Annotated in this window: 20 protein-coding genes; 12 read left to right on the top strand and 8 right to left on the bottom strand. The window is 66.5% G+C overall.

Features of this window, described 5'->3' with window-relative positions:
- Window positions 1-243 precede the first annotated feature (243 nt).
- Window positions 244-2,505: an ATP-binding protein gene (locus PXJ20_RS22350; RefSeq protein ID WP_421031572.1), complete on the bottom strand. Its 2,262-nt coding sequence runs from the start codon at window positions 2,503-2,505 to the stop codon at window positions 244-246.
- Window positions 2,502-2,780, bottom strand: coding sequence for a hypothetical protein (locus tag PXJ20_RS22355; protein ID WP_421031573.1), 279 nt, complete (start codon window positions 2,778-2,780; stop codon window positions 2,502-2,504). The genes PXJ20_RS22350 and PXJ20_RS22355 overlap by 4 nt, the downstream gene beginning before the upstream one ends.
- Window positions 2,781-3,198: 418 nt before the next feature.
- Here PXJ20_RS22355 and PXJ20_RS22360 point away from each other — a divergent pair, with 418 nt between their 5' ends.
- The 11 genes from PXJ20_RS22360 to PXJ20_RS22410 all read left to right on the top strand — a co-directional run bounded on the left by PXJ20_RS22360 (window position 3,199) and on the right by PXJ20_RS22410 (window position 13,288).
- The gene (locus tag PXJ20_RS22360; RefSeq protein WP_017774126.1) at window positions 3,199-3,567 is read left to right on the top strand and encodes a response regulator; all 369 of its coding nucleotides are present in this window, start codon (window positions 3,199-3,201) and stop codon (window positions 3,565-3,567) included.
- A complete protein-coding gene (locus PXJ20_RS22365; protein WP_017774125.1) occupies window positions 3,560-4,183 on the top strand; it encodes a chemotaxis protein CheC in 624 nt (207 codons plus the stop codon). Before PXJ20_RS22360 ends, PXJ20_RS22365 begins: the two co-directional genes overlap by 8 nt.
- Complete coding sequence (locus tag PXJ20_RS22370) at window positions 4,180-5,124, top strand: sensor domain-containing diguanylate cyclase (RefSeq protein ID WP_017774124.1); 945 nt, start codon at window positions 4,180-4,182, stop codon at window positions 5,122-5,124. The genes PXJ20_RS22365 and PXJ20_RS22370 overlap by 4 nt, the downstream gene beginning before the upstream one ends.
- A gap of 269 nt (window positions 5,125-5,393) precedes the next feature.
- Window positions 5,394-6,242 carry a presqualene diphosphate synthase HpnD gene (hpnD, locus tag PXJ20_RS22375; RefSeq protein WP_017774123.1) on the top strand — a complete coding sequence of 283 codons (849 nt, stop codon included), beginning with the start codon at window positions 5,394-5,396 and terminating at the stop codon, window positions 6,240-6,242.
- The gene (gene hpnE / locus PXJ20_RS22380; protein ID WP_421031574.1) at window positions 6,242-7,543 is read left to right on the top strand and encodes a hydroxysqualene dehydroxylase HpnE; all 1,302 of its coding nucleotides are present in this window, start codon (window positions 6,242-6,244) and stop codon (window positions 7,541-7,543) included. The genes hpnD and hpnE overlap by 1 nt, the downstream gene beginning before the upstream one ends.
- Window positions 7,540-9,618 (top strand): squalene--hopene cyclase, encoded by a 2,079-nt coding sequence (shc, locus tag PXJ20_RS22385; RefSeq protein WP_421031575.1) that lies wholly within the window; start codon window positions 7,540-7,542, stop codon window positions 9,616-9,618. The genes hpnE and shc overlap by 4 nt, the downstream gene beginning before the upstream one ends.
- A gap of 5 nt (window positions 9,619-9,623) precedes the next feature.
- Window positions 9,624-10,364 carry a phosphorylase gene (locus tag PXJ20_RS22390; RefSeq protein ID WP_421031576.1) on the top strand — a complete coding sequence of 247 codons (741 nt, stop codon included), beginning with the start codon at window positions 9,624-9,626 and terminating at the stop codon, window positions 10,362-10,364.
- Window positions 10,365-10,643: 279 nt separating this feature from the next.
- Entirely contained in the window at window positions 10,644-11,522 is an 879-nt protein-coding gene (locus tag PXJ20_RS22395) for an AraC family transcriptional regulator (RefSeq protein ID WP_205702991.1), read from the top strand.
- A 139-nt stretch (window positions 11,523-11,661) separates the two neighbouring features.
- Window positions 11,662-12,060 (top strand): cupin domain-containing protein, encoded by a 399-nt coding sequence (locus tag PXJ20_RS22400; RefSeq protein ID WP_421031577.1) that lies wholly within the window; start codon window positions 11,662-11,664, stop codon window positions 12,058-12,060.
- On the top strand, window positions 12,051-12,614 hold the full coding sequence (locus PXJ20_RS22405; protein WP_421057439.1) for a DUF2000 family protein: 564 nt from the start codon (window positions 12,051-12,053) through the stop codon (window positions 12,612-12,614). The genes PXJ20_RS22400 and PXJ20_RS22405 overlap by 10 nt, the downstream gene beginning before the upstream one ends.
- A 170-nt stretch (window positions 12,615-12,784) precedes the next feature.
- Window positions 12,785-13,288, top strand: coding sequence for an acyl-CoA thioesterase (locus PXJ20_RS22410; protein WP_413215860.1), 504 nt, complete (start codon window positions 12,785-12,787; stop codon window positions 13,286-13,288).
- A 262-nt stretch (window positions 13,289-13,550) separates the two neighbouring features.
- On the opposite strand, the gene PXJ20_RS22415 is transcribed toward PXJ20_RS22410, so the two are convergent.
- Window positions 13,551-14,591, bottom strand: a complete 1,041-nt coding sequence (locus tag PXJ20_RS22415; protein ID WP_421031579.1) for a VacJ family lipoprotein — start codon at window positions 14,589-14,591, stop codon at window positions 13,551-13,553.
- Window positions 14,588-17,221: an MMPL family transporter gene (locus PXJ20_RS22420; protein ID WP_421031580.1), complete on the bottom strand. Its 2,634-nt coding sequence runs from the start codon at window positions 17,219-17,221 to the stop codon at window positions 14,588-14,590. Before PXJ20_RS22420 ends, PXJ20_RS22415 begins: the two co-directional genes overlap by 4 nt.
- A 178-nt stretch (window positions 17,222-17,399) precedes the next feature.
- Between PXJ20_RS22420 and PXJ20_RS22425 the strand changes: the two genes are divergently transcribed.
- Window positions 17,400-18,005, top strand: a complete 606-nt coding sequence (locus PXJ20_RS22425) for an MlaC/ttg2D family ABC transporter substrate-binding protein (RefSeq protein ID WP_026121297.1) — start codon at window positions 17,400-17,402, stop codon at window positions 18,003-18,005.
- A 9-nt stretch (window positions 18,006-18,014) separates the two neighbouring features.
- Here the strand turns inward: PXJ20_RS22425 and PXJ20_RS22430 are convergent, their stop codons facing one another.
- From PXJ20_RS22430 to hpnH, 4 genes are all read right to left on the bottom strand, one after another.
- Window positions 18,015-18,668, bottom strand: a complete 654-nt coding sequence (locus tag PXJ20_RS22430) for a response regulator (RefSeq protein WP_126875504.1) — start codon at window positions 18,666-18,668, stop codon at window positions 18,015-18,017.
- On the bottom strand, window positions 18,665-20,191 hold the full coding sequence (locus tag PXJ20_RS22435) for a cache domain-containing protein (protein WP_421031581.1): 1,527 nt from the start codon (window positions 20,189-20,191) through the stop codon (window positions 18,665-18,667). The genes PXJ20_RS22430 and PXJ20_RS22435 overlap by 4 nt, the downstream gene beginning before the upstream one ends.
- Window positions 20,192-20,312: 121 nt before the next feature.
- Window positions 20,313-21,050 (bottom strand): ABC transporter ATP-binding protein, encoded by a 738-nt coding sequence (locus PXJ20_RS22440; RefSeq protein WP_421031582.1) that lies wholly within the window; start codon window positions 21,048-21,050, stop codon window positions 20,313-20,315.
- Between the two features lie 316 nt (window positions 21,051-21,366).
- A complete protein-coding gene (gene hpnH / locus PXJ20_RS22445) occupies window positions 21,367-22,518 on the bottom strand; it encodes an adenosyl-hopene transferase HpnH (RefSeq protein ID WP_421031583.1) in 1,152 nt (383 codons plus the stop codon).
- Window position 22,519 lies beyond the last annotated feature (1 nt).

Consider the following 22,519-nt stretch of genomic DNA (forward strand, 5'->3'; position numbering starts at 1 on the left):
GCGGCACGTGGCCGTCTTGCAGCATGGACTTTCGCAGCATGAACAGAACACATCACAGAAAAAGCATAGGCAACCGATGTGCCGCGTTCCATGAATTGCGCCGCGACTGCGTCAATGCTGCGGGAACAGGAGAAAGCCGGCCGTATCGGCGGCGCGAAAAATTTCCCAGAAACGCCGCCGCTGTTGCGCATTTTTACAAGCACGGCGCGGTCGCAACGTCGCGCACCAACACCGGCCGGCATTTCAGTCCGCCGCGTGCGTATGCGACGGCAACTCGCGCTGAATTTCGCGCAGCATTTTCTCGAGCAGTGCGATGTCGAAGGGTTTCGCGAGCAGACGCGCATCTACGTGACGGGCCCGCTCCAGTTCTTCGGCGTAACCGGTCACGAGGATCACCGGCAACTTCAGCATGCGTTGCTGCACGGTTTCGGCCAGGTCGATGCCGTTCATCGTGCCCGGCATGTGGATGTCGGAAATCAACAGGTCGAAGGGCAGGTGTCCGCCCGTTCGAACCGCGTTGGCCTCGGCTTCGTTGATCAGCTTCAGCGCCTCGTCGGCCTGGCTCGCGCATTGCACGTGGTGGCCCATCATCTGCAGCAGCGCTTCGGTGCCGGCCGCCACTTCGTCGTTGTCCTCCACGAGCAGTACGCGCAGCCCGTGCGCCGCCGCAGCTTCTTCCACGCCCGGCTCGGCGGGCCGCTCGATGTGCGGCAATCCCGAGGCGCGCGGCAGGTAAAGATGCACGGACGTGCCCGCGCCGATTGCGCTGTCGATGGCCGCCAGGCCGCCCGATCGTTCGCAAAAGGCAAACACCTGCGGCAGTCCCAGCCCCGTTCCCATGCCCTTGGGTTTGGTGGTGAAGAGCGGTTCGAACGCGCGCGAGAGCACGTCCGGCGGCATGCCGACCCCCGTGTCCTCCAGCGAAAGCTGTACGAAGTCGCCTGTGAGCGGAAAGCCCTCGCCGGGCCGGAAACTGATGTTGCGTGCCCGCACGGTGAGGCGACCGCCGTTCGGCATGGCGTCGCGTGCGTTCACCGCGATGTTGATGAGCGCGAGTTCGAGTTCGGCGACGTCGACTTCCATGGGCCAGACGTGCTCGTCGATGTCCATCACGAGCGACGCCTTCGCCCCAAGCGACGCCTTCAGCAACGCCCGGCACGCCGGCAGCCAGCGCGCCACGGCAATCGTCTCGCTGTGCAACGGCTGTTTGCGCGCGACGCCCAGCAGTTGCCGCGTGAGCGACTGGCCGCTCTTCAACGCGCGCTCCATTGCCGAGAGTTCGTGTTCGATGCCCGGCACACCGCGCCGCCGTGCAATCTGCACGTTGGCCGAGATGATCATCAGCAGGTTGTTGAAGTCGTGCGCAACGCTGCCCACAAGGTTGCCGAGCGCCTCCATCTTGCGCGACTGCCGCCAGGCCGATTCGATCGAGCGGCGCATGGCCGCTTCCGCCTGCCAGCGCTCCCAGGCTTCCTCTTCCGCCGCGAGGCGTTTCAGCGAGAGCCAGATCACGCACCACAGCGCAATCGAGGGCGTGAACATCGAGAGCAGCAGCACGCTCAGGTGGCGGTACCACTGCGCCCAGATGGCCGAGGTGCGATAGCCGCACGCCACGTATACGGGATACGCGCCCACGCGCCGATAGGCGAGGATCAGGCTGTCGTGGTCCACGGGCGAGCGCATGCGCACCACGCCGGACGTGCTGCCGCGCGCCAGCGCTTCGCCGAGCGGCGATTTTGCGTCGACGGCGTCGTGCGCGTGCGTCGTAGCGGGATAACCGACGAGCGCGGCGCCATCGGAGCGCACGAGGCTCATCGTCATGGGCGATTTGCCGAGCAGTTCGCGGTAGAACGTGTCGAAGTAGGACGGCCGCATGGCGACCGAAACGATGCCGTCGAAGCCGCCCGATGCGTCCTTGCGCGCGATTCCGGTGTTGAACACCGCTTCGCCGCTCACCGCGCCCTGCATGATCTTGGAGACGTGATCGAGCACCGTGCCGTCGCGAATGCCGACGAAGTCCGGCCGGTTCGCGATGGAAACCTCGGGTGTCGGCCAGAAGGCGCTGGTGGCGAGCAGCGTGCCGTCGCCGCCGAAGATGGAGACGGCGGCCACTTGCGGGTAGCCGCCGCCAATCGATTTGAGCTTCTCGTGAATCCAGGCGCCGCGCGCACGGACGCCCGCATCGTCCAACCCTTGAACGAGGTCCACCACGCGGGCATCGAGCGTCTCGTTCATGTCGAACACCTTGATCGCGTGTTCTTCCGCGACGCGCGCAGTGCGTTCGGTGACGTCGGAGGCGTCGGCCTCGCGGCTGCGCAGGTCGTCGTAGGCCATGGTGGCTACATAGATGCAAGGCAGCACGATTGCGGCGACAAGCAGCGCGATGAGCGTGATGCGGCGCATCGCGAAGTCGTGCTCGGGAACGGCGGGGAAGAGCGGGGCGTCATCTCCTTCCGCCGTGGCGCCCGGACGACCTGCGGGCGTGACGGATGGGTCTGGGGTCATCGTGCGGCGGACCAAAATCGTACCGGAATCGGGTTGAACGTCATCATAAACGAGAAGAAGTATGTGTCTGGCATGACTGGCAAAAGCAAGGCGCGTGCACAGGCCTTGGCCGGCAGTTTTACCGCGCTTTCCCGCGAATCAGCGAAAAATCGCGAAGCGCAAACGTACACAAAAGGATAAAACTTAACCGTATGACAAAAGCGCGGCACAAATCTTTTGGAAAACAGGAAAATCGGGTTGTTTTTGTTTGTCAGATGCTTATTGGCGAGTTGCATTCTCGCCGCTTTAATTTGAAAATCGGCCCCACGATAAAAAACGAACGCGTCCACAACGTCTGGACGCAAGATGCCGCGAGGGCCAGCCCAAAACCACCCGCACCAGCACGGGAAGGCAAGGCAGACGCGGACATTCCGGCGCGGCGCCTCGTGATACGCCGCAGCCGTTCGCGTACAGGTTCCTTACGGGGTTGGCATTCGAACATGCAGGGCGTCGTCTTCCATTGCGGATTCGCAAGCTGCGAACCGTGGGCCGTGTCCCACCTGGCGTCGCGGCGTGCGTGCAGCCTGCGCGATGCGTCCGCGGGCCTTGCAGCCACCTTTCCCCAGCCGTGTACCTATGCGTGGCGACTAAAGAACGGCCGTTAGTCGCCGTTAACTCGCCCGAACTCATTCCGCATTTGCATTCAAGTCCGCCATGTCCCTCCCCATCGTGATCGCCGACGATTCGCTGCTTGCCCGCAAGGTGCTCACCAAGGCCTTGCCGGAGGACTGGGATGTGGACATCACCTATGCGTCAAATGGTCGCGAGGCGCTTGCGGCGTACCGCGCGGGCAAGGCGTCGGTGATGTTTCTGGACCTCACGATGCCGGACATGACGGGCTATCAGGTTCTGGAGGCGCTTCAGCACGAGGATCTGAATACGTTTGTGATTGTCGTGTCCGCCGACGTCCAGCCGATGGCCCAGGAGCGCGTGCGCACGCTCGGCGCGGCCGCGTTCGTTGCGAAGCCGGTCACGCCCGAAGCGCTGTTGCCGATCCTGAAGGAGTACGGGTTGTATGCCTGAGCCAGTCCTCACCGAAGACCAGCGCGACGCGCTGCAGGAGGTCGCCAATCTGGCGATGGGGCAGGCCGCGACCCGGCTCGCGGTGCTGCTCGACACGTTCATCGAGCTTTCAGTGCCGCGCGTGCGCGTGGTCGACGTGAGCGAAGCGGCCGAGGCGCTGCGCGAGATGACGGGTATAGAAGATGCGGTAACGGCGGTGCGCCAGGGCTTCCGCTCGGAGATTCGCGGCGAGGCGCTCGTGATCTGCCGCAGCGGCGAGGTGAGCGACCTGTGCTCGCTGGTTCAGGACCCGTACGCCAAGTCCGCCTACGAAGCAACGAGCGAAGAAGAACTGGTGTTCGACGTGGCCAACGTGCTGACGGGTGCGTGCGTGTCGTCGATCCTCGACCAGCTCGGGCGTCAGCCCGTGTTTTCGCCGCCTGGGCTGCTCGGCGAGGCGATCTCGCTCGAAGAAGTCTTCCAGCCGAACGTGCTGGCGTGGGAAGTGGCGCTGCTCATCGAGGTCAACTTCGCGCTCGAAGACCAGCGCTTCCGCGCGCATCTCGTCATGCTGATGGCCGAGGAATCGATTCGCCACATGAGCGAAGCGCTCGATGCCCTGCTTTCCAGCTTATGAATACGCCTGTAGTCACGCCGTCTTTGTCCGACCTCGTCGTAGAGCGGGTCGGATTCGGCATTTTCGTGCTCGACCGCGACATGAACGTGCTGATGTGGAACCGGTTCATGCAGGACCACAGCGGCCTGCGGCCCGAGCAGGTGATTGGCCGCTCGATTTTTTCGAGCTTTCCCGAACTGCCCCGCGTATGGCTTACGCGCAAGGTGGAAAGCGTCTTCCAGCTGGGCAGCTTCGCGTTCAGCTCCTGGGAGCAGCGGCCTTATCTTTTCAAGTTCGACCATGACCGGCCCATCACGGGCGGCGTGGACTACATGCAGCAGGACTGCACGTTCATGCCGCTCATGCGCGAGCGCGAGGTAGTGGCCGTTTGCGTGACCGTCTCCGACGTGACGCACGTGAGCATCGTGCAGCGCGAACGCGAGGAAGCCGTCGCCAAGCTCCAGGAATACGCGGACCGCGACGGGCTGACCGGCATTGCCAACCGGCGCTGCTTCGAAATGCGTCTGCGCGACGAGTTCTCGCGCTGGCAGCGTTACGGCGGCGACCTTTCGGTGCTGCTGTTCGATCTGGACCACTTCAAGAAGATCAACGACCAGTTCGGCCATATGGTGGGCGACACCGTGCTGCGCGTGATGGCGCAGCGCGTGGCGGGCGTCGTGCGCGTGCAGGACACGTTCGGGCGCTTTGGCGGCGAGGAATTCGCGCTGCTGCTGCCGTGCACGCCGCTGGAAGATGCCATGCGCGTGGCCGAAAAGATCCGTCAGACGATCTGCGATACGCCCGTGGACGTGCAGGGCGACCCGGTGCCCGTGACGGCGAGCGTGGGCGGCGCGGCCGCGCGCAGCGGTGTGTCGGCCTATGAGGCGCTCATCAACGAAGCGGACGCCGCGCTCTACAGCGCGAAACGGCAAGGCCGCAACCGGTCGGTCGCATTCACCTAGGCGTTGCTCGAGTGTGCCGCGAGCGCGCGGAACGACGCCGAGGCGCGATTTGGCGACCGGCTTCACGACGGCATTTCACGATCCGTCCCCGGACCCGTCCGCCCAGCGGCCCGCGATGCCCGTTAAAGGTTGTTATACTTTGGCCCGTTTCCGGCCTGGCTGCCGGTGCCTCGCGCGTGTCCGCGCGCGCGGGCGACCCGCTCCACGATCGCTGTGCTGCGGGCCCGAATTCCTGACCGCCCCTCGCGGGCGCCCCAGCGGAGATCGTCTTGGCCGTTTCCAATCTCGTCGTGGACGATACAGCAACCGATGCCGCTGCCATGTCGTCCGGCAGCTCGTTCTATCTGGCAATGCGCATCCTGCCGGCGGCACAGCGCGATGCCATGTACCAGGTCTACGCGTTCTGCCGCGCCGTTGATGACATCGCCGACAGCGAGCGCCCGCGCGCCGAACGCGCAGCCGCACTCGAAGCGTGGCGCGCCGACATCGACGCCTGCTACGCCGGCACGCCGCGCGCTTCGCTCGCCGCGCTCACGCGGCATATCCACACCTTCGGGCTCAAGCGCGAAGACTTTCACGCGATGATCGACGGCATGGCCATGGACGCCGCCGCCGACATCTGCGCTCCCGACGAAGCCACGCTCGACCTCTACTGCGATCGCGTCGCGAGCGCCGCCGGCCGCCTGTCGGTGAGGATTTTCGGGATGGAGGAAGAGCCTGGGCGGCAGCTCGCGCATCATCTTGGCCGCGCGCTGCAACTCACGAACATCCTGCGCGACATCGACGAAGATGCCGCCATTCACCGCTGCTATCTGCCGCGCGAATTGCTCGCGCGCGAAGGCATTGCGGTGAGCAGCCCGGCCGCCATCGCGGACGACCCCTCGCTGCCGCGCGTCTGCATGACGCTCGCCGAGCGCGCCAAAGAGCACTTTGCCGCCGCCGACGCGATCATGGACACCGCGCCGCGCGCCCAGGTAAAGGCGCCGCGCATCATGTCGGGCGTCTACCGTTGCCTGCTGGACCGCACGCTGGATCGCGGCTTCGACATTCCGCGCACGCGGGTCAGGAAGCCGCGCGCGCGGCTCCTGTGGATCGTGGCGCGCTACGCATTGTTCTGATGCCGAGGCTTGTCCACGTGATCGGCGCGGGCCTGGCCGGTCTGGCCGCTGCGGTCCAGTTGCAGCGGCGTGGCGCGCGGGTGGTGCTGCACGAAGCGGCGGCGCAGGCGGGCGGGCGTTGCCGCTCTTACTACGACGAAGCGCTCGGCGCCACCATCGACAACGGCAACCACATCGTGCTGTCCGGCCATCACGCCACGCTCAACTACGCGCGCGTGATCGGCTCGAGCGACGAACTGGAAGGGCCGCACCGTCCTGAATTCGCGTTCGTGGATCTTGCCGCACGCACACGCTGGACGGCGCAGTTTTCGTCGGGCTGGCTGGCGCGCTGGATCTTCAATGCCGAGGCGCGCGTGCCCGGCGCGCGCCCGCTGGATTTCGTGCGGTTCGTGCCGCTGCTGCTGGCGAAGCCGGGCCGCACGGTGGCGCAGACGCTGCGCTGCGACGGCGCCTTCTGGACGCGCCTCGTCGAGCCGCTGCTGTTCGCCATGCTCAATACCGAGCCGCGCGACGCGACCGCGCAACTCGCAGGCGCACTCGTGCGGGAAACCTTCGCGGCAGGCGGCGACGCGTGCCGGCCACTCGTGGCGCGCGACGGACTGGCGAGCGCGTTCGTCGATCCGGCGCTGCGGCTCTTGCAGCACGGCGGCGCAGTGATCCGGCTCGGCTCGCGGCTGCAGTCGATGGCATTCGACGACCGCCCGGCGACGGCAAGCGGCATGGCTGCCGCGCGCGTGAGCGCGCTGAATTTCGGCGAGGAGATCATCTCGCTCGGCGAAACGGATGCCGCCATCCTCGCCGTCTCGCCGGATGCGGCTCGCGCGCTGGTGCCCGGCATTCAGACGCCGCAGCGGTCCAGCGCCGTGGTGAGCGCGCATTTCGCGGTGGAGCCGCCGTTCGGCACGCCCGCGGCCACGAGTCTGCTGAACGGCACGGCGCAATGGATGGTGGCCTCCGACGGCCGGCTCTCCGCGACCGTCTACGCTGCGGACCGCCTGCTCGCGATGCCGCGCGAGGCGCTGGCGAGAGCAATCTGGGCCGACGTCGCGCAGGCCGCGTCGCTGCCCGTGGAGCCGATGCCAGCCTGGCAGATCGTGACGGAAGCCCGCGCCACATTTGCCGCCCGGCCGGAAGAAGAGACGCGCCGGCCCGGCACGCGCACACGCTGGAACAACCTGATGCTGGCGGGCGACTGGACGGCCACCGGTCTGCCCCCAACGATTGAAGGAGCGATCCGCTCGGGCCAGAAGGCCGCGGACCTCCTGCTTGACGTACCGATTGCACCGATGGAGCGCCGATGAACGATTTGACCCAAGCCCTGCCAATGGACGACTCCGCGGCGGATGCCGCGACCTTGCCGGCAGGTGACGCTGCAAATGAAGCAGCGAACGACGCGGTGAACGACGCCCGCGCGCTGCCGCCTGAAGCCCACGCGCCCGCGCTGGCGTCGCTCGATGCGAGCGTGGCGCGCGCCACCGACGCGATCCTTGCCGCACAGAAGCCCGACGGCCACTGGGTCTACGAACTCGAAGCCGACGCCACGATCCCCGCCGAATACGTGCTGCTCGTGCACTACCTGGGCGAGACGGCCGACGTCGAACTGGAGCGCAAGATCGGCCGCTACCTGCGCCGCATCCAGCTGGCCGATGGCGGCTGGCCGCTTTTCACCGACGGCGCGATGGACGTGAGCGCCAGCGTGAAGGCGTACTTCGCGCTGAAGATGATCGGCGACGCCGAAGACGCCGAGCACATGGTCCGCGCGCGCAACGCGATTCTGGCGGCGGGCGGCGCGGAAGCCGTGAACGTGTTCACGCGCATCCTGCTCGCGCTCTACGGCGTCATCACCTGGTACGCGGTGCCGATGATGCCGGTCGAGATCACGCTGCTGCCCAAGTGGTTTCCGTTCCATCTTTCGAAGGTGTCGTACTGGGCGCGCACGGTCATCGTGCCGCTGCTCGTGCTCAACGCGAAGCGGCCGCGCGCGCGTAATCCGCGCGGCGTGCGTATCGACGAACTGTTCCGCGGCGCGGCCGTCACCACGGGCCTGTTGCCGCGCGCGCCGCATCAGAACGAAGGCTGGTTCGCGTTCTTCCGCGCCGTGGACGGCATTCTGCGCACCGTCGATCCGCTCTTTCCGGGCTATCTGCGCCAGCGCGCCATCGACGCCGCCGTCGCCTTCGTCGACGAGCGCCTGAACGGTGAAGACGGCCTCGGCGCGATCTTCCCCGCCATGGCCAACGCCGTGATGATGTACGACGTGCTCGGCTATCCCGCGGATCATCCGAACCGCGCGATTGCCCGCCGCTCCATCGACAAGCTGCTCGTCATTCACGAGGAAGACGACGAGGCGTATTGCCAGCCGTGTCTCTCGCCGGTGTGGGACACGTCGCTCGTGGCGCACGCGCTGCTGGAGACTGGCGATGCGCAGGCCCGGCAAGCGGCATTGCGCGGTCTGGAATGGCTGCGCCCGCTGCAGGAGCTCGACCTGCGCGGCGACTGGATCTCGCGCCGTCCCGACGTGCGGCCCGGCGGCTGGGCGTTCCAGTACGCGAACGCGTATTACCCCGACGTGGACGACACCGCCGTGGTGGTGATGGCCATGCATCGCGCGGCGGGACTCACGCAGTCGGACGTCGATAGCCAAGCCATTGCGCGCGCGCGCGAATGGATTGTCGGCATGCAGAGCAGCGACGGCGGCTGGGGTGCGTTCGAGCCTGAGAACACGCAGTACTACCTCAACAACATTCCGTTCTCCGACCACGGCGCGCTGCTCGATCCGCCCACTGCGGACGTGTCCGGTCGCTGCCTTTCGATGCTCGCGCAGCTGGGCGAGATGCCGGGCACGAGCGAGCCGTCGCGTCGCGCCTACGACTATCTGCTGAAAGAGCAGGAGTCGGACGGCAGCTGGTACGGCCGCTGGGGCATGAACTACATCTACGGCACGTGGACGGCGCTGTGCGCGCTGAACGCGGCCGGCCTGTCGCACAGCGACCCGCACATGACGCGCGCCGTGCAGTGGCTTGTCTCGATCCAGAACGACGACGGCGGCTGGGGCGAGGGCGGCGAGAGCTACAAACTCGACTATCGCGGCTACGAACGCGCACCGAGCACGGCCTCGCAGACCGCCTGGGCGGTGCTGGGCCTGATGGCCGCGGGCGCGGTGGACCATCCCGCCGTTGCGCGCGGCATCGCGTACCTTCAGGCGAACCAGCAGGAACACGGGCTGTGGGACGAAACGCGTTTCACGGCGACCGGCTTCCCGCGCGTGTTCTATCTGCGCTACCACGGCTATCGGAAGTTCTTCCCGCTGTGGGCGCTTGCCCGCTATCGCAATCTCAAGCGCGACGGCGTTGCTCGCGTCGCGGTTGGAATGTGACGCCGATGCGCGCACCAACGGTTGCCGCGCCCCAAGAGTCGGCGGGTCTGCCCGTCATCGTGGTGGCCGGCATGGCGTTCGAAGCGCAGATCGCGCGGGGAGAGGGCGTGGAGGCGGTCTACGCGGCGCGCGCCGATCTGCTCGAACGCGCGCTGCGCGATGCGGTGCAGCGCGGCTGCGCAGGCATTCTGAGTTTCGGCACGGCGGGTGGGCTCGCGCCCGAACTCACGCCCGGCACGATCGTCGTGGCGGATGCCGTGGACGGCCCGCTCGGCCGCGTGATGACCGACACCGCGTGGACCCAGCGGCTCGCGGCGGCGCTGGCGGGCTCGCCGCTGGCAGCGCGCTTGCGGCGCGGCATCCAGGCGGCCGTGTCGGCGCCGCTCACGACGGCAGCGGACAAGCAGGCGCTCTACCGGTCCACGGGCGCGCTCGCGGTGGATATGGAATCGCACATCGCAGGCGCCATTGCGGCGGCGCAGGGCGTGCCGTTCGCGGTGTGCCGCGCGGTGGTGGACCCGGCGTGGCGCTCGCTGCCGCCCGCCGCCATGGCGGGGTTGCGCGACGACGGCAGCACGGCGGTGCTGCCCGTGCTGCGCGAACTGGCGCGGCGGCCGGCACAACTCGGCCCGCTTCTGCAGGTGGCCGCCGACGCCCGCGCGGCACGTGTCTCTCTCGTGCGGGCGCGGCAGGTGCTCGAACGTGCTCGGGCGCTGCGGCCGGTTTCGGTGGGTAGCGTCCGCTGACGGCACGCGGGACAGCGAATGGTGAACGCGTCTTGCCGGTCAGCTGTACCGCGCCATCGACGCAGATAGCGCGTTTGTGGCGGCCCGCGCAGGGCGGCCCGCGTAGGGCGACCCGCGGCAGGGCGACCCTTGTAAGGCGACCCACGCCAGGACGCCCCATGTGCCGCGCACGCGCCTGACCGGCCCGCTATATCATCGCTTTTCGCCGTCGCCTGGCGGCGCGGATGCCGCGGCAAGGCTTGTTTCGCAGAGGCGTGGAGCGAAGCGAAGGGGAATCGGATGAAGGCAGCAGGAGAAGGGGCCGAAATCGCAGTCGGGACCGAGGCGCGTGCCGAGCCGCGAGTGCAGCCGCAGCGGCCTCATACCGACTGGATCCACCGTGCGCACCAGGGCGACATCGAACGCATCGAAGCCTTTTTTCACGCGCACGCCTACGACATGCACCGGCACGATACCTACGCGATCGGCCGCACGCTGTCGGGCGTCCAGTCGTTCCACTATCGGCGCCATTTCGTGCACAGCCAGCCGGGCCGCACGATCGTGATTCACCCCGACGAGCCGCACGACGGCGAGGCCGGCTCCGAGCACGGCTTCCGCTATCGCATGGTCTACGTCGAGCCGGCGCTGTTTCAGCAGGCGCTAGGCGGCCGGCCCCTGCCGTTCGTGGAGGGCGGCATTTCCGACGACCCGCGTCTGTATGCAGCCACCAACGTGCTCCTGCGCGGCATGGATTACCCGCTCGATCCGCTCGAGCGCGACGACGCGATTCTCGATCTGGCACTGGCGCTCGACGCCGTTTCAGGCGCGCGCCGCCTGCGCCAGACGGCGGATTACCACGCGGCGCGGCGGGCTCGCGAATATCTGCACGATGCGCTCGACTGCGCCGTGAGTCTCGATGATCTGGCCGTCGCCACGGGCCGCGATCGCTGGAGCCTGTCGCGCGATTTCCGCGCATTCTTCGGCACAAGCCCGTACCGCTATCTGACGATGCGCCGGCTCGACCGCGTGCGGCAACTGATGCTGCTGGGCCGTCCGCTCGCCGAGGCGGCCGCCGCTGCCGGCTTCGCCGATCAGAGCCACATGACGCGCCACTTCACGAAGACGTATGGCCTGTCGCCGTCGCGCTGGCTGAAGACGCTCGCCGGCATGGGGCGCTGAGCGGGCCTGAAGCGGGCCCGATCGAGCGGATCAGGCGGCTTCGTCGGGCCTCACCGGCTCGCTTGCACAATCGTTCAAGACGCGTTGCGCTCGCACCGTCTACGCTCGTCCTTCGTCGCATCTGACGAAGGAGACGCACATGACACCCACCGAACACCACGCCCCGGGCAAGGCGGCCTACGCGCCGATCAACCTGGCGGCCAAGCTCGCGCTTATCCATGACCAGTGGCAGCAGCGCGTGGTTGCCGAAATGAACGACTACCAGTTCAAGCTGGTGAAGATTCAGGGCGATTTCCTCTGGCACGACCATCCCGATACCGACGAGACCTTCATCGTGATCGACGGCACGCTGCGCATCGATTTCCGCGACGGCAGCGTTCACATCGGCGCGGGCGAGATGTTCGTGGTGCCGAAGGGCAAGGAGCACAAGCCGTTCGCCGAGGGCGAGGTCCAGATGATGGTGATCGAGCCGCGCGGCGTGCTCAACACCGGCCGCGAAACCAACGAACGCACGGCGAGGAACGACGTATGGATCTGACGAACGAAGATACGGCTGCTAATCCGGCTTCGACTTCGACTTCGGCTTCGACTTCGACTTCGGCTTCGGCTCCGGCTCCGGCTCCGGCTCCGGCTCCGGCTTCGTCGGTTAGCCCATCGGCGGACCCGGCCGCGCCGGCGCGGGTAATTTTCGATACCAAGATTGCCGTGATTCTCCGGGACGACCTGCCGGTCTGGAAGAAGCTGAACGTCACGGCGTTCATCGTGAGCGGCATTGCGGCGACCGTTGAAGGCGTGGTGGGGCCGCGCTACGTGGACGGGTCGGGCAAGTCGTATCTGCCGATGTTCCGCCAGCCGGTGCTCGTCTACGCCGCCGGCGACGAAGAACTGCGCCGCGCGTTCAACCGGGTGTCCGAACGCGAACTCGACATGTCCATCTTCACGGAAGACCTGTTCGACACGGGCCACGACGACGACAACCGCGCCGCCGTGGCTGCGGTAGCCACGGACGAACTGCGGCTGGTCGGCATCGCCGTGCGCGGCGAGAAGGGACGCGTGGACAAGGCGCTCAAGGGTTTGCGGCTACATCGCTAGAGACGGGCGCGGCGAACCTCGCACGGCCCAACGGACGGTTCACCGCAACACGATCGGGGTGGGCTTGTATTGACTAGGGTAAACCCTTATATCTGTTATGATTTAAGCATTAACCTAGTTTGACCCCGAGCATGTGGGGCCGGACCGCTCTGATCGAGGGATGCCAGATGATGAATTTCCACACCCGCAAATGGGTCAAGCCCGAAGACCTGAATCCGAACGGCACGCTGTTCGGCGGCAGCCTGCTGCGCTGGATCGACGAAGAAGCCGCGATTTACGCGATTTGCCAGCTCGACAACCAACGCGTCGTGACGAAGTTCATGTCGGAAATCAACTTCGTCAGCTCGGCGCGCCAGGGCGACATCATCGAACTGGGCATGACGGCGACGCACTTCGGCCGCACGTCCATCACGTTGCGCTGTGAGGTGCGCAACAAGATCACGCGCAAGAGCATCTTGACCATCGAGAAGATGGTGTTCGTGAATCTCGACGAGCAGGGCAATCCGGCGCCGCACGGTCGCGATCGCATCCGCTACGCCGACGAAGCGTTTGCTCGCCAGCTTGAGCGGACGCAGGCTGCGGCTCGTGCCGTAGCGTCGGCGCCCGGCGCGCTGCTGGAAGGCGGCGAAGAGGCGGATCACGAGCACGAAGCGCAAGAGGAAGCGGCGCACTGACGGCGCGTGGCGGCGGGCAAGATGACCGGTGCTTGCGCAGGCTCTTTCCGCTGAGGTGTTCCGAGGTTTGGTGAAGGTGAAGGCGAAGACGCCTGAAGTTGCACACAAGACAAAGCCCTGCAAGACATAAAGCCTTGCAGGGCTTTTTGTTGCGTCGCGCGGCCCCGGCCGCGCGGCGAATTCGCTGACGCTAGGGCTGGAGCCGGAGCGGCTGCAGTCGGCCGCACTCCCGGCCGGGCTTCCCGCGTCGCGCTCCGTGCCTTTATTGCCCGGCCGGCGCGCTGGCGGGTGTCGCTGCGCCGTCGGAGGCCGCAGCCGGAGCCGCAGTCTCATTCGACCCGGACGCGGCCTTGGCCGGCGCCGCCGTTCCGGCCTTGCCGCTCACGCCTGCCCCGGGCGCGCCAGCGGCGCCCGCTGCCGCGGCGTTGCCTGCTGCCCCTGCTGCTGGAGCGCTTTCCGCCGCCGCGCCACTAGCCGCAGTACCGCCAGCCGCGGCACCGCTAGCAGCACTCACATCAGCCGCACCGCCAGCCGCACTCCCCGCACCAGCCGCAGCAGCACCCGTATCGCCATCATCCGAGGCGCCCGGGTCGCCGTAATCCGGCAGCGCAGGCGGCGCCGACGAGCCCTTCAGCAGCGACTTGCGCTGCTGCGTATAGGCGTCGCGCACGAACGAGTACTTGTCGAGCGCGGCCTGTTCCAGCAGGTTCGACGCGCCGAGCAGGTCGGAGCGCACGCTCACGAACTGCGCGCCATACATCGGGTTGCGTACCGCCGGCTCCATGTAGTTCATCGGATTGAAGCGCACGTCCACGGCGAGGCCCACGCTGTCGCGGAACGAGCTTGGACCGAAGATGGGAAGCACCAGGTACGGACCCGACGGAATGCCCCAGCGGCCGAGCGTCAGCCCGAAGTCCTGCTTGTGCTTTGGCAGTCCTGCCGGCGTCGCCCAGTCGAGCAGGCCGCCCAGGCCGAAGGTGGAGTTGAACGCCACGCGCATGAGGTCTTCGGTGGCGTCCGTGATCTTCAGTTGCAGCAGGTCGTTGGCGAAGTTGCTGATGTCGCCGAGGTTCGAGAAGAAGTTGCTCACCGCCGTGCGAAACGGCTGCGGCGTTACCTTCTGGTAGCCCTTCGCGATGGGCACGGCGATGGCCTGGTCCACCGTGTCGTTGAACTTGAAGATGGCGCGGTTCATCGGCTCCAGCGGATCGCCGGGTTTGCGCTCCGGGCCGGTTGCGCAGCCTGCCGTCAGGGCGGTTGCGCCTACGGCTGCAAGCACCAGTGCGGCGTTTCGCTTCTTCATTGATCGATTCCCTGGAGTTGTTTTGTTTTGCGCGCGCGCTCCACGCGAGGCCTGCCCATCAGCACCGGCTGGAACACCACGGCGCCGATCAGCGTGCAGAAGAGCGCAAGCGCGAGCAGCCGTCCCATGCTCGACGTGCCGGGGTGATGCGAAAGCCACAGGCTGCCGAACGCCGTCGCCGTGGTGGCGGCGCTGAACATCACCGCGTGCGTGAGGCTCGATTGGAGCAGCCCCGTCTGGCCGGAACGCCACGCCATCACGAAGTAGATCTTGAAGGCGACGCCCACGCCCAGCATCAGCGGAAGCGCGATGATATTCGCAAAGTTGAGAGGCATGCCGAAAACCACGCAAAGCTCGAGCGTCACCACGGCCGATACCAGCAGCGGAATCAGCGTGCGCAACACGTCGGCGAAGCGCCGCAATGCGAGCCACAGCAGGACCGTGATGGAGAGCACAGCCCACGCGGCGGCTTGCAGGAACGCCTTGATGATGGTGTTGGCCGAATGGAGGATCGAGATCGGACCGCCAATCGCGCCGGGCTCGGCGGCCTTCACGGCTTGCGCGAAGTTGCGCAGCATGACGTCGTCGTTCGGATCCACGCCGGGCGGCACTTTGGGCGCGACGTCCACGAGCGCGTGGCCGTCCGGCGCCACCCAGTCGCGCACGATGCCGGGCGGCAGCGTGGTGCGCGTGATCTCGGTGGGCTGCAGCAGGTTGGCGAGCTGGCCGAGCGCGAGCCTCAGCGGCTCGGCAATGGCCTTTTCGGCGCGGTCGCGCGTGGCGGCGTCTGCGTTGGCGAGCTTCGTCAGCGTGGCCGAGAGGTGCTTCGCTTCGGCGGCGCCCGCGCCCGGATGCTCGTCGGCGGCGAGCGACAGCTGGTTTGCCGCGCGCTTGAGCGCCGCGACGCGCACGGCGTCGGTGGCGGCCGGTGCCGGTGCTTGCGTGAGCGCGGGCAGAAGCTGCTGGGCGGCGCTCGCGACCAGCATCATCTTCTGCTGCTGGTCGCCGGGAATGAAGCTGGAGAGCGTCGTCGTGCGGCCCACCTGAGGCAGTTTCGAGAGGTGCGCCGCGATGCGGTCCGCGTCCGCGAGCGACGCGCCCAGCACGCTCACGTCGTTGACGGAGATGACCGGCGAGTTTTTCAGCGCGAGCAGCGTGGCCATCGACTCCGTATGCGGATCTTTCAGGTGCAGCGGATTGAAGTCGAACTGAAGACGCGCGAGCAGCGGCGAAGCGCCCACCACCACGACGAGCGTGCCGATCAGCACCGGCTTGCGGTGGCGGTCCAGAAACGCGTCGACGGGCGCAAGTTGCTTGAAGCCCGGCGGCGTGGCCTCGCCCGGCGGCGCGAGCATTTTGATGAGCGCCGGCAGCAGCGTCATGCTGGCGAAATAGGCGACGAACATGCCGACGCCCGCAATACGGCCCAGTTCGGATACACCACGGTAGGCCGTGGGCAGGAACGAAAAGAAGCTCTCGGCCACAGCCACGGCGGCGAGCGTGAGCGGCACGCCCACGGTGCGGCCGGTGTTGACGAGCGCGGCCTCGATGCGGTCTTCGTGATAGCGCTCCTCGCGGTACTTCACGCCGAACTGCACGCCGAAGTCCACCCCGAGCCCCACGAACAGCACCATGAACGCCACGGAGATCATGTTGAGCGCGCTCACCATCATCAGCCCGAGCGCGGCCGTCACGGTGAGGCCGATCGCGAGCGTCACGAGCACCGCGACGATCATGCGGCCCGAGCGCAGCGCGAGCCACAGAATGCCGAGCACCACGAGCAGCGTGATGGCGCCGTTCAGCGCGGCGCCGTCTTCGACGGAGGCGAATTCCTCGTCGGCGAGCGGCTGTTCGCCCGTGAGCCGCACCTTCGCGCCGTAGCGTGTGTCGAGGTGCAGCGCGGCGGCCTGGGCGCGAATGGCCGCCGAGGCGCTCGCGCCCGCGCGCAGCTTCGCGTAGTTGAGCACGGGCTGCACGGTGACGAACGCGTAAGCGGGCTTCGCGGCGGCGTCTTTATCGACGAGCCCGCGCCACGAGAACGCCGGCTGCTGGCCGGCCAGCACGCGGTCCAGCACGTCGGCGCTCTGCGCGAGCAGATGCGCCATGTTGGGCAGCTTCACCTGGCCGATCTGCAGCGGCAGCATCAGGCTCGTCGTGAGCACGCCGGCAAGGCCGGTCAGGCTCGGATCCTGCGCAAGGGCATTCACCAGCGGACGCGCCTGCACGAGCTGGCCGGTGGTGTTGAGCACGTCGTTCACCGACAGGAACAAGAGGCCGTTGTGCTGGAAAAAGGGACCGCCTGCGGGCTGCGTGACCGAGCCGAACTCGCTCGTGTCCTTCTTGAGGCTGGCCGCGAGTTCGTCGGCGGCGGTGTCGGCAAATTCGGGGGCGTCCGCTTCCACCACGACCAGCACGGTCTGGGTGCGTTGCGGGAAGGCCTGGTCAATGGCGTCGCCGAGCGCGGCCCAGTCCTTATCGTTTTCGATCAGCTGGCTGACGTCGGTGTTGATGCGGAAGTGCTGGACAACGTAGACGCTGCTCAGCACGGCGAGTAGCAGGGAGACGGCGATGACCCACGCCGGACGGCGTACGGACCAGGCGACGAGGCGGACGATAAATGGCTTCAGCATATACAGGCGGGGGCCCTGTCGATGGCGGGTTTTCTGGAAAGAGCGCACAAGTATACCGACCCTGCTCCGGCGGGCGCGGCAGCGCGGCACACCGGGCGGTTCGACCAAACTCGGTATACTGGCCCGTTGCGGGTCGCGGTCGACGCGATCCGCACCTCTTTTTAAGTCCGGAACAGCAATGAAACGTTATTTGTCAGCTTTTGTGGCAGCTTTCGTGGTCTCCACCTCGGCTTTTGCCCAGGCCACGCCGGATGCCGTGGTGAAGAACGCCGTGGAAGGCACCGTGACGGCGATGAAGGCCGACCCGCAGGCGCGCGGCGGCGACATGGGCAAGATCACGCAGGTGGTGCAGACGCACTTCGTGCCGTACACGAACTTCCAGCGCACGGCGCGCATCGCGGTCGGCAAGGCATGGGCGACCGCAACCCCTGAGCAGCAGCAACAGCTGTACCAGCAATTCCAGACGCTGCTCGTGCGCACCTACGCGGAATCGCTCTCGCAGCTGCGTAATCAGGACGTCACGTTCAAGTTCCTGCCTTCCAGCACGGCGTCGGCGTCCAAAGATACCGTCGTGCAGTCGCACGTAATCAGCAACGGCGGCGACGACGCCATCGACTACCGCCTGGAAAAAACGGCATCGGGCTGGAAGATTTACGACATCAACATGATGGGCGCGTGGCTGATCCAGGTGTATCAGACGCAGTTTGCCGATCAGATCGCCAAGGGCGGCATCGAAGGGCTCATCAAGTTCCTGGTCGAACACAACGCCCGCACGGCGGGCTGAGCCCCGGGGTCACCGCTTGCGGTCAGCCCCGCGGCGGTGCTCCACGGCGAACTTGATCAGTTCGGCCTGGCCTTCGATATCCAGCTTGCGTTTCAGGTTGAGCCGGTGCGTTTCCACCGTGCGCACCGAGAGGCCGCACTGCTGTGCGATCTGCTTGCTCGACAGCCCAAGCGCGAGCGCATCCAGAATGTCGCGCTCGCGCGGCGTGAGCCGTTCCACCGGCGTCTGCATGGCGGACGCATGAATCATCTTCTTCGCGATGCCCGCGCTGAAGAACGTCTGCCCCGCGAGCACGGCCTCGATGGCGTGCACGATCTCGGTTGCCGGCGAATCCTTCAGCACGTAGCCGCCCGCGCCCGCGCGCACCGCCTGCGTTACGTATTCGATGTTGTCGTGCATGGAAAGCATCAGCACGCGGATGCCCGGAAAGCGCTCGTGAAACAGGCTGGCCAGCGCGATGCCGTTCATGCCGTTCATCCCCACGTCCATCAGCACGAGGTCCGGTTCAATGGATCCGGCGAGCGCGAGCGCCTCGTCGGCGTTGCCGGCTTCGCCCGCCACCTGCAGGTTGGGCACGGCTTCGAGCCGCGCGCGCAGGCCGTCGCGCACGAGCGGATGATCGTCGACGAGCACGATGCGGGCGGGGGATGCGGTGTGGTTCATGTCGAAGTCCCGGTGCGGGAGGGCGGCACAGGCAGGCTCGTGGCCGGTGATGCGGCATAAGCCGTGGCGGTCGTCGCGGCGGGCTCGCTGTTGGTGTGCCGTGGCGGCTGTGATGACGCAAGAGGTCCGCTGGACCGTTGTTCAGCGGCGGCGCTCACGGGCACGCGCGCGCTGATGATCGTGTGGCCGGGCTGCGAAGCGATAGCGAGCGTGCCGCCCAGCGTTTCGAGCCGCTCGCGCATGTTGCGCAGGCCGATGCCGGCGCGCGGGTCGGCGAGCGCACGCTCCACGTCGAAGCCTCGACCGTTGTCGGCAACCGTCAGCGTGACGGCGCTCGATGCCACGTCCAGCGTCAACGCCGCGCGCTTCGCCTCGGCGTGACGCACGATGTTCGTGAGCGCCTCCTGCGCGATCCGGAAGAGCACCGTGTTCACGGCGTCGGGCAAGGCCGCCGCGTGCGTGTGCGCGATCTGCGTGAAACCGATCTCGATGCCCGTCTCTCCCCCCATCTCTCGGCTTAGCTGTTCGAGCGCGGCGGCGAGGCCCAGGTCGTCGAGCATCGCGGGGCGCAGCGCGTGCGAGATGCGGCGCACTTCGCGCAGCGTGTCGCCGAGCCGCGTGAGGCTCGTGGCCAGCGCCGTTTCGGCGGCGGGCACGCGTGTCTCGCCGCGTTCCAGCCGCGCGAGCGCCGATTCGAGCAGCAGTTTCGCCGACACCATCATCTGGCTGATGCCGTCGTGCAGCTCGCGCGAAAGACGCGCCCGCTCGTTTTCCTGCGACTCGACCACCTGCTGCGCGAGGCGCTTGAGCTTTGCGTCCGCGCTGCGGTACTCGCTCACGTTCAGCACCAGCGCGCAGATGGCGATTACGGCCACGCCCGCCAGCGCGATGCCAGCGATCCACGTCATCGTGCGTTCGATGTTGGCCGACGCGTGTTCGTCGATGCCGGCAAGCGTCGCGTTCACGTCGTCCAGATAGATGCCGGTGCCGATCATCCAGCCCCAGCGCGGCAGCGGCACGACGTAGCCCAGCTTCGGCGCGAGCTTGCCCGTGGACGGCCGGTGCCACATGTAACGTACATAGCCGCCACCGCTGGAGGCGGCCGCGATGAGCCGCTGGATGGTGAGCGTGCCCCCGGGGTCGCGCAGGTCCCAGAGGTCGTGGCCCACCAGATTGGGTTCGCGCGGATGCATGAGGGAGCGGCCATGCATGTCGTAGACGAAGAAGTAGCCGTCTTTGCCGAAGTCCATCTTTTCGAGCCGCTCCAGCGCCCGGGCGCGCTGCGTGGCGTCGTCGCGCGCGTCGTCCGTCGCGTTGTCGTAGAGCGGCGCAATAGCGCTGGTGGCCAGGTCGACGTAATGCTTGAGCTCGATTTCCTTGCTGGAGAGGTACGCCGCTTCCATGGTGGCGTGCTGCGTGCGGGCGAGCGCGGTCGCCTGCTGGCGCACGCCAATGCCGATTCCCGCAATTGCCACGAGAAACGGCACCACGGCTAGCAGGAAGATCCTCGTCTTCAGATTCATCGTAGGAAAACACGGCGGCCGCTACGGGGAATCCGGTAGCGGCCTCACGCTGTCACGCGCGTGTAGCAAGGGGAAAGCGAATACTACACCGCCGTGCGCCTACGGCTGGGCAGCAGTTTTACTAGTGAGTGGAGCCCGTCGATTCGCGCTCTTGCAGGCCATTTGCGCCGGCTAGCGAGTCCCATCGCACGACGAGCCCTTCGGCCATGACGCCGACGCGGTCGGCGAAAGCGAATGACGGCATAGGCTCGCGCGTGGCGACCAGCGCGGTCTGGCCGGTGGCTTTGAGGATGCGCCGCAAGTCTTGCGCGAAGGCCTCGCGGGCGTCGAGGTCGAGCGGCGCGAACGGTTCGTCCAGCAGCAGCAGTTCGGGTGACGGCGCCATGGCGCGCGCAAGCAGCACACGCTGCACCTGGGCCGGCGTGAGCGTCTCGGGCAGCGCTTCGGCCAGGTCCGCTATGCCCACCTGGGCCAGCACTTCCGTCGCACGCGGTCCCTGTTGGTCGCCGCCCAGCGCGCCGAGCGCGAGCGCGACGTTCCGCGCGACGCTGCGGTCCGGAAACAGGGTGTCGTCCTGAACCATCATGCCGATACGGCGCCTGTACGGCGGAAGCGCCATGCTTTTCGAAGCGACGGCGTTGCCGTTGATGGCGATAGTGCCGCCGTGGAGCGACTCGAAGCCGGCGATAGCGCGCAGCAATCTCGTCTTTGCGGCGCCGGGTGCGCCCGTGATGCAGCCAATCTCGCCGCGTGCGAGCGTGAGATTGAAGCCGTTGGCATCAGGGCGCGATTTCCTGTGCTCAGGGCAGTTGGTTCCAATGGCGAGTCTTACGGCATTCAGTTCGAGCAGCATGGTCATGACGTTCAGGGTTTCGGCGGGTAATACGCGATGCATTACCTCAAACGAGACGATTATTCCAAATCGAGAGAAAGCAAATTGTAATGCGTATGGAAAGACCGACCAACTGCTACGAGAGCGAATACTGATCCGACGCGCTGAAATAACGGTTCCGGCAGCGTGCGCTAATGCGTATGAGTTATTCACGCCGCGCCGTATAAATCCATCCGCATAAAACAGGAAGGGCGTAACGGCATGAGCCGTTACGCCCTTCAGCAGCCAATCCGGGTAGCGAAAGCGCCCGCGGGAACGCGCGCCAACGCGGTGAAGCGCGAACTCAGTGCGCAGCGACCGTCGCCGGCTTCTTCGTTTGCGCAGCGTGCTGGATTTCCTCGAGCTTGATTTCGACGTGCCGCGAGAACACGTATTCAGCGGGACGCTGGCGATCGAGCGGGATGTCGCGTGCGAACGCACCTTCCGTCTTCGGGCCCTTGAGGCTCACTTTGAGCGCCTTCAGCGGATGCGCGACGGTGTCCATCACCGCCGTTGCTTCGAAGCCGCTATGCACCATGCAGTCCGCGCACTTCTCGTAGTTGCCGGTGCCGTACTTTTCCCACTCGGTGGTTTCCATCAGCTCCTTGAACGTCTTCGCGTAGCCTTCGCCCACCAGATAGCAGGGACGCTGCCAGCCGAACACCGTGCGCGCCGGGTTGCCCCACGGCGTGCAGTGATAGGTCTGGTTGCCCGCGAGGAAATCGAGGAACAGGCTCGACTGGCTGAACGACCACTTCTTGCCGTTGTTGCCGCGCTTGAAGATCTCGCGGAACAGATGCTTGGTCTTGTCGCGGTTCAGGAAGTGCTGCTGGTCCGGCGCGCGCTCGTAGGCGTAGCCCGGCGAGACGGTGATGCCGTCCACGCCGATGGGGCCGAGCGTGTCGAAGAACTCAGCCACGCGCTCAGGAATCGCGTCGTTGAACAGCGTGCAGTTGATGTTGACGCGAAAGCCGCGGCGCTTCGCTTCGCGGATCGCGGCGACGGCCTTCTCGTACACGCCTTCCTGCGACACCGAGTGATCGTGCATGTCCTTGTCGCCGTCCAGGTGGACCGACCACACGAAATACGGGCTCGGCTGATAGTCGTCCATCTTCTTTTCCATCAGCAGCGCGTTCGTGCACAGGTACACGAACTTCTTGCGGCTGATGATGCCCTTCACGATCTGCGGCATTTCCTTGTGCAGCAGCGGTTCGCCGCCTGCAATGGACACCACCGGCGCGCCGCATTCGTCCACGGCTTGCAGACATTCCTCGAGCGAGAGGCGCTGGTTCAGGATGGGGTCCGGATAGTCGATCTTGCCGCAGCCGTTGCAGGCAAGGTTGCAGCGAAACAGCGGTTCGAGCATGAGCGCGAGCGGATAGCGCTTGTTGCCCCGGAGATGCTGGCGCGCAATGTAGGCGCCAACGCGGACTTGTTGCAGCAGCGGAATAGACAAG

Origin of the sequence: Paraburkholderia sp. A1RI_3L (assembly GCF_048957895.1) — a bacterium.
Lineage (GTDB): Bacteria > Pseudomonadota > Gammaproteobacteria > Burkholderiales > Burkholderiaceae > Paraburkholderia > Paraburkholderia kururiensis.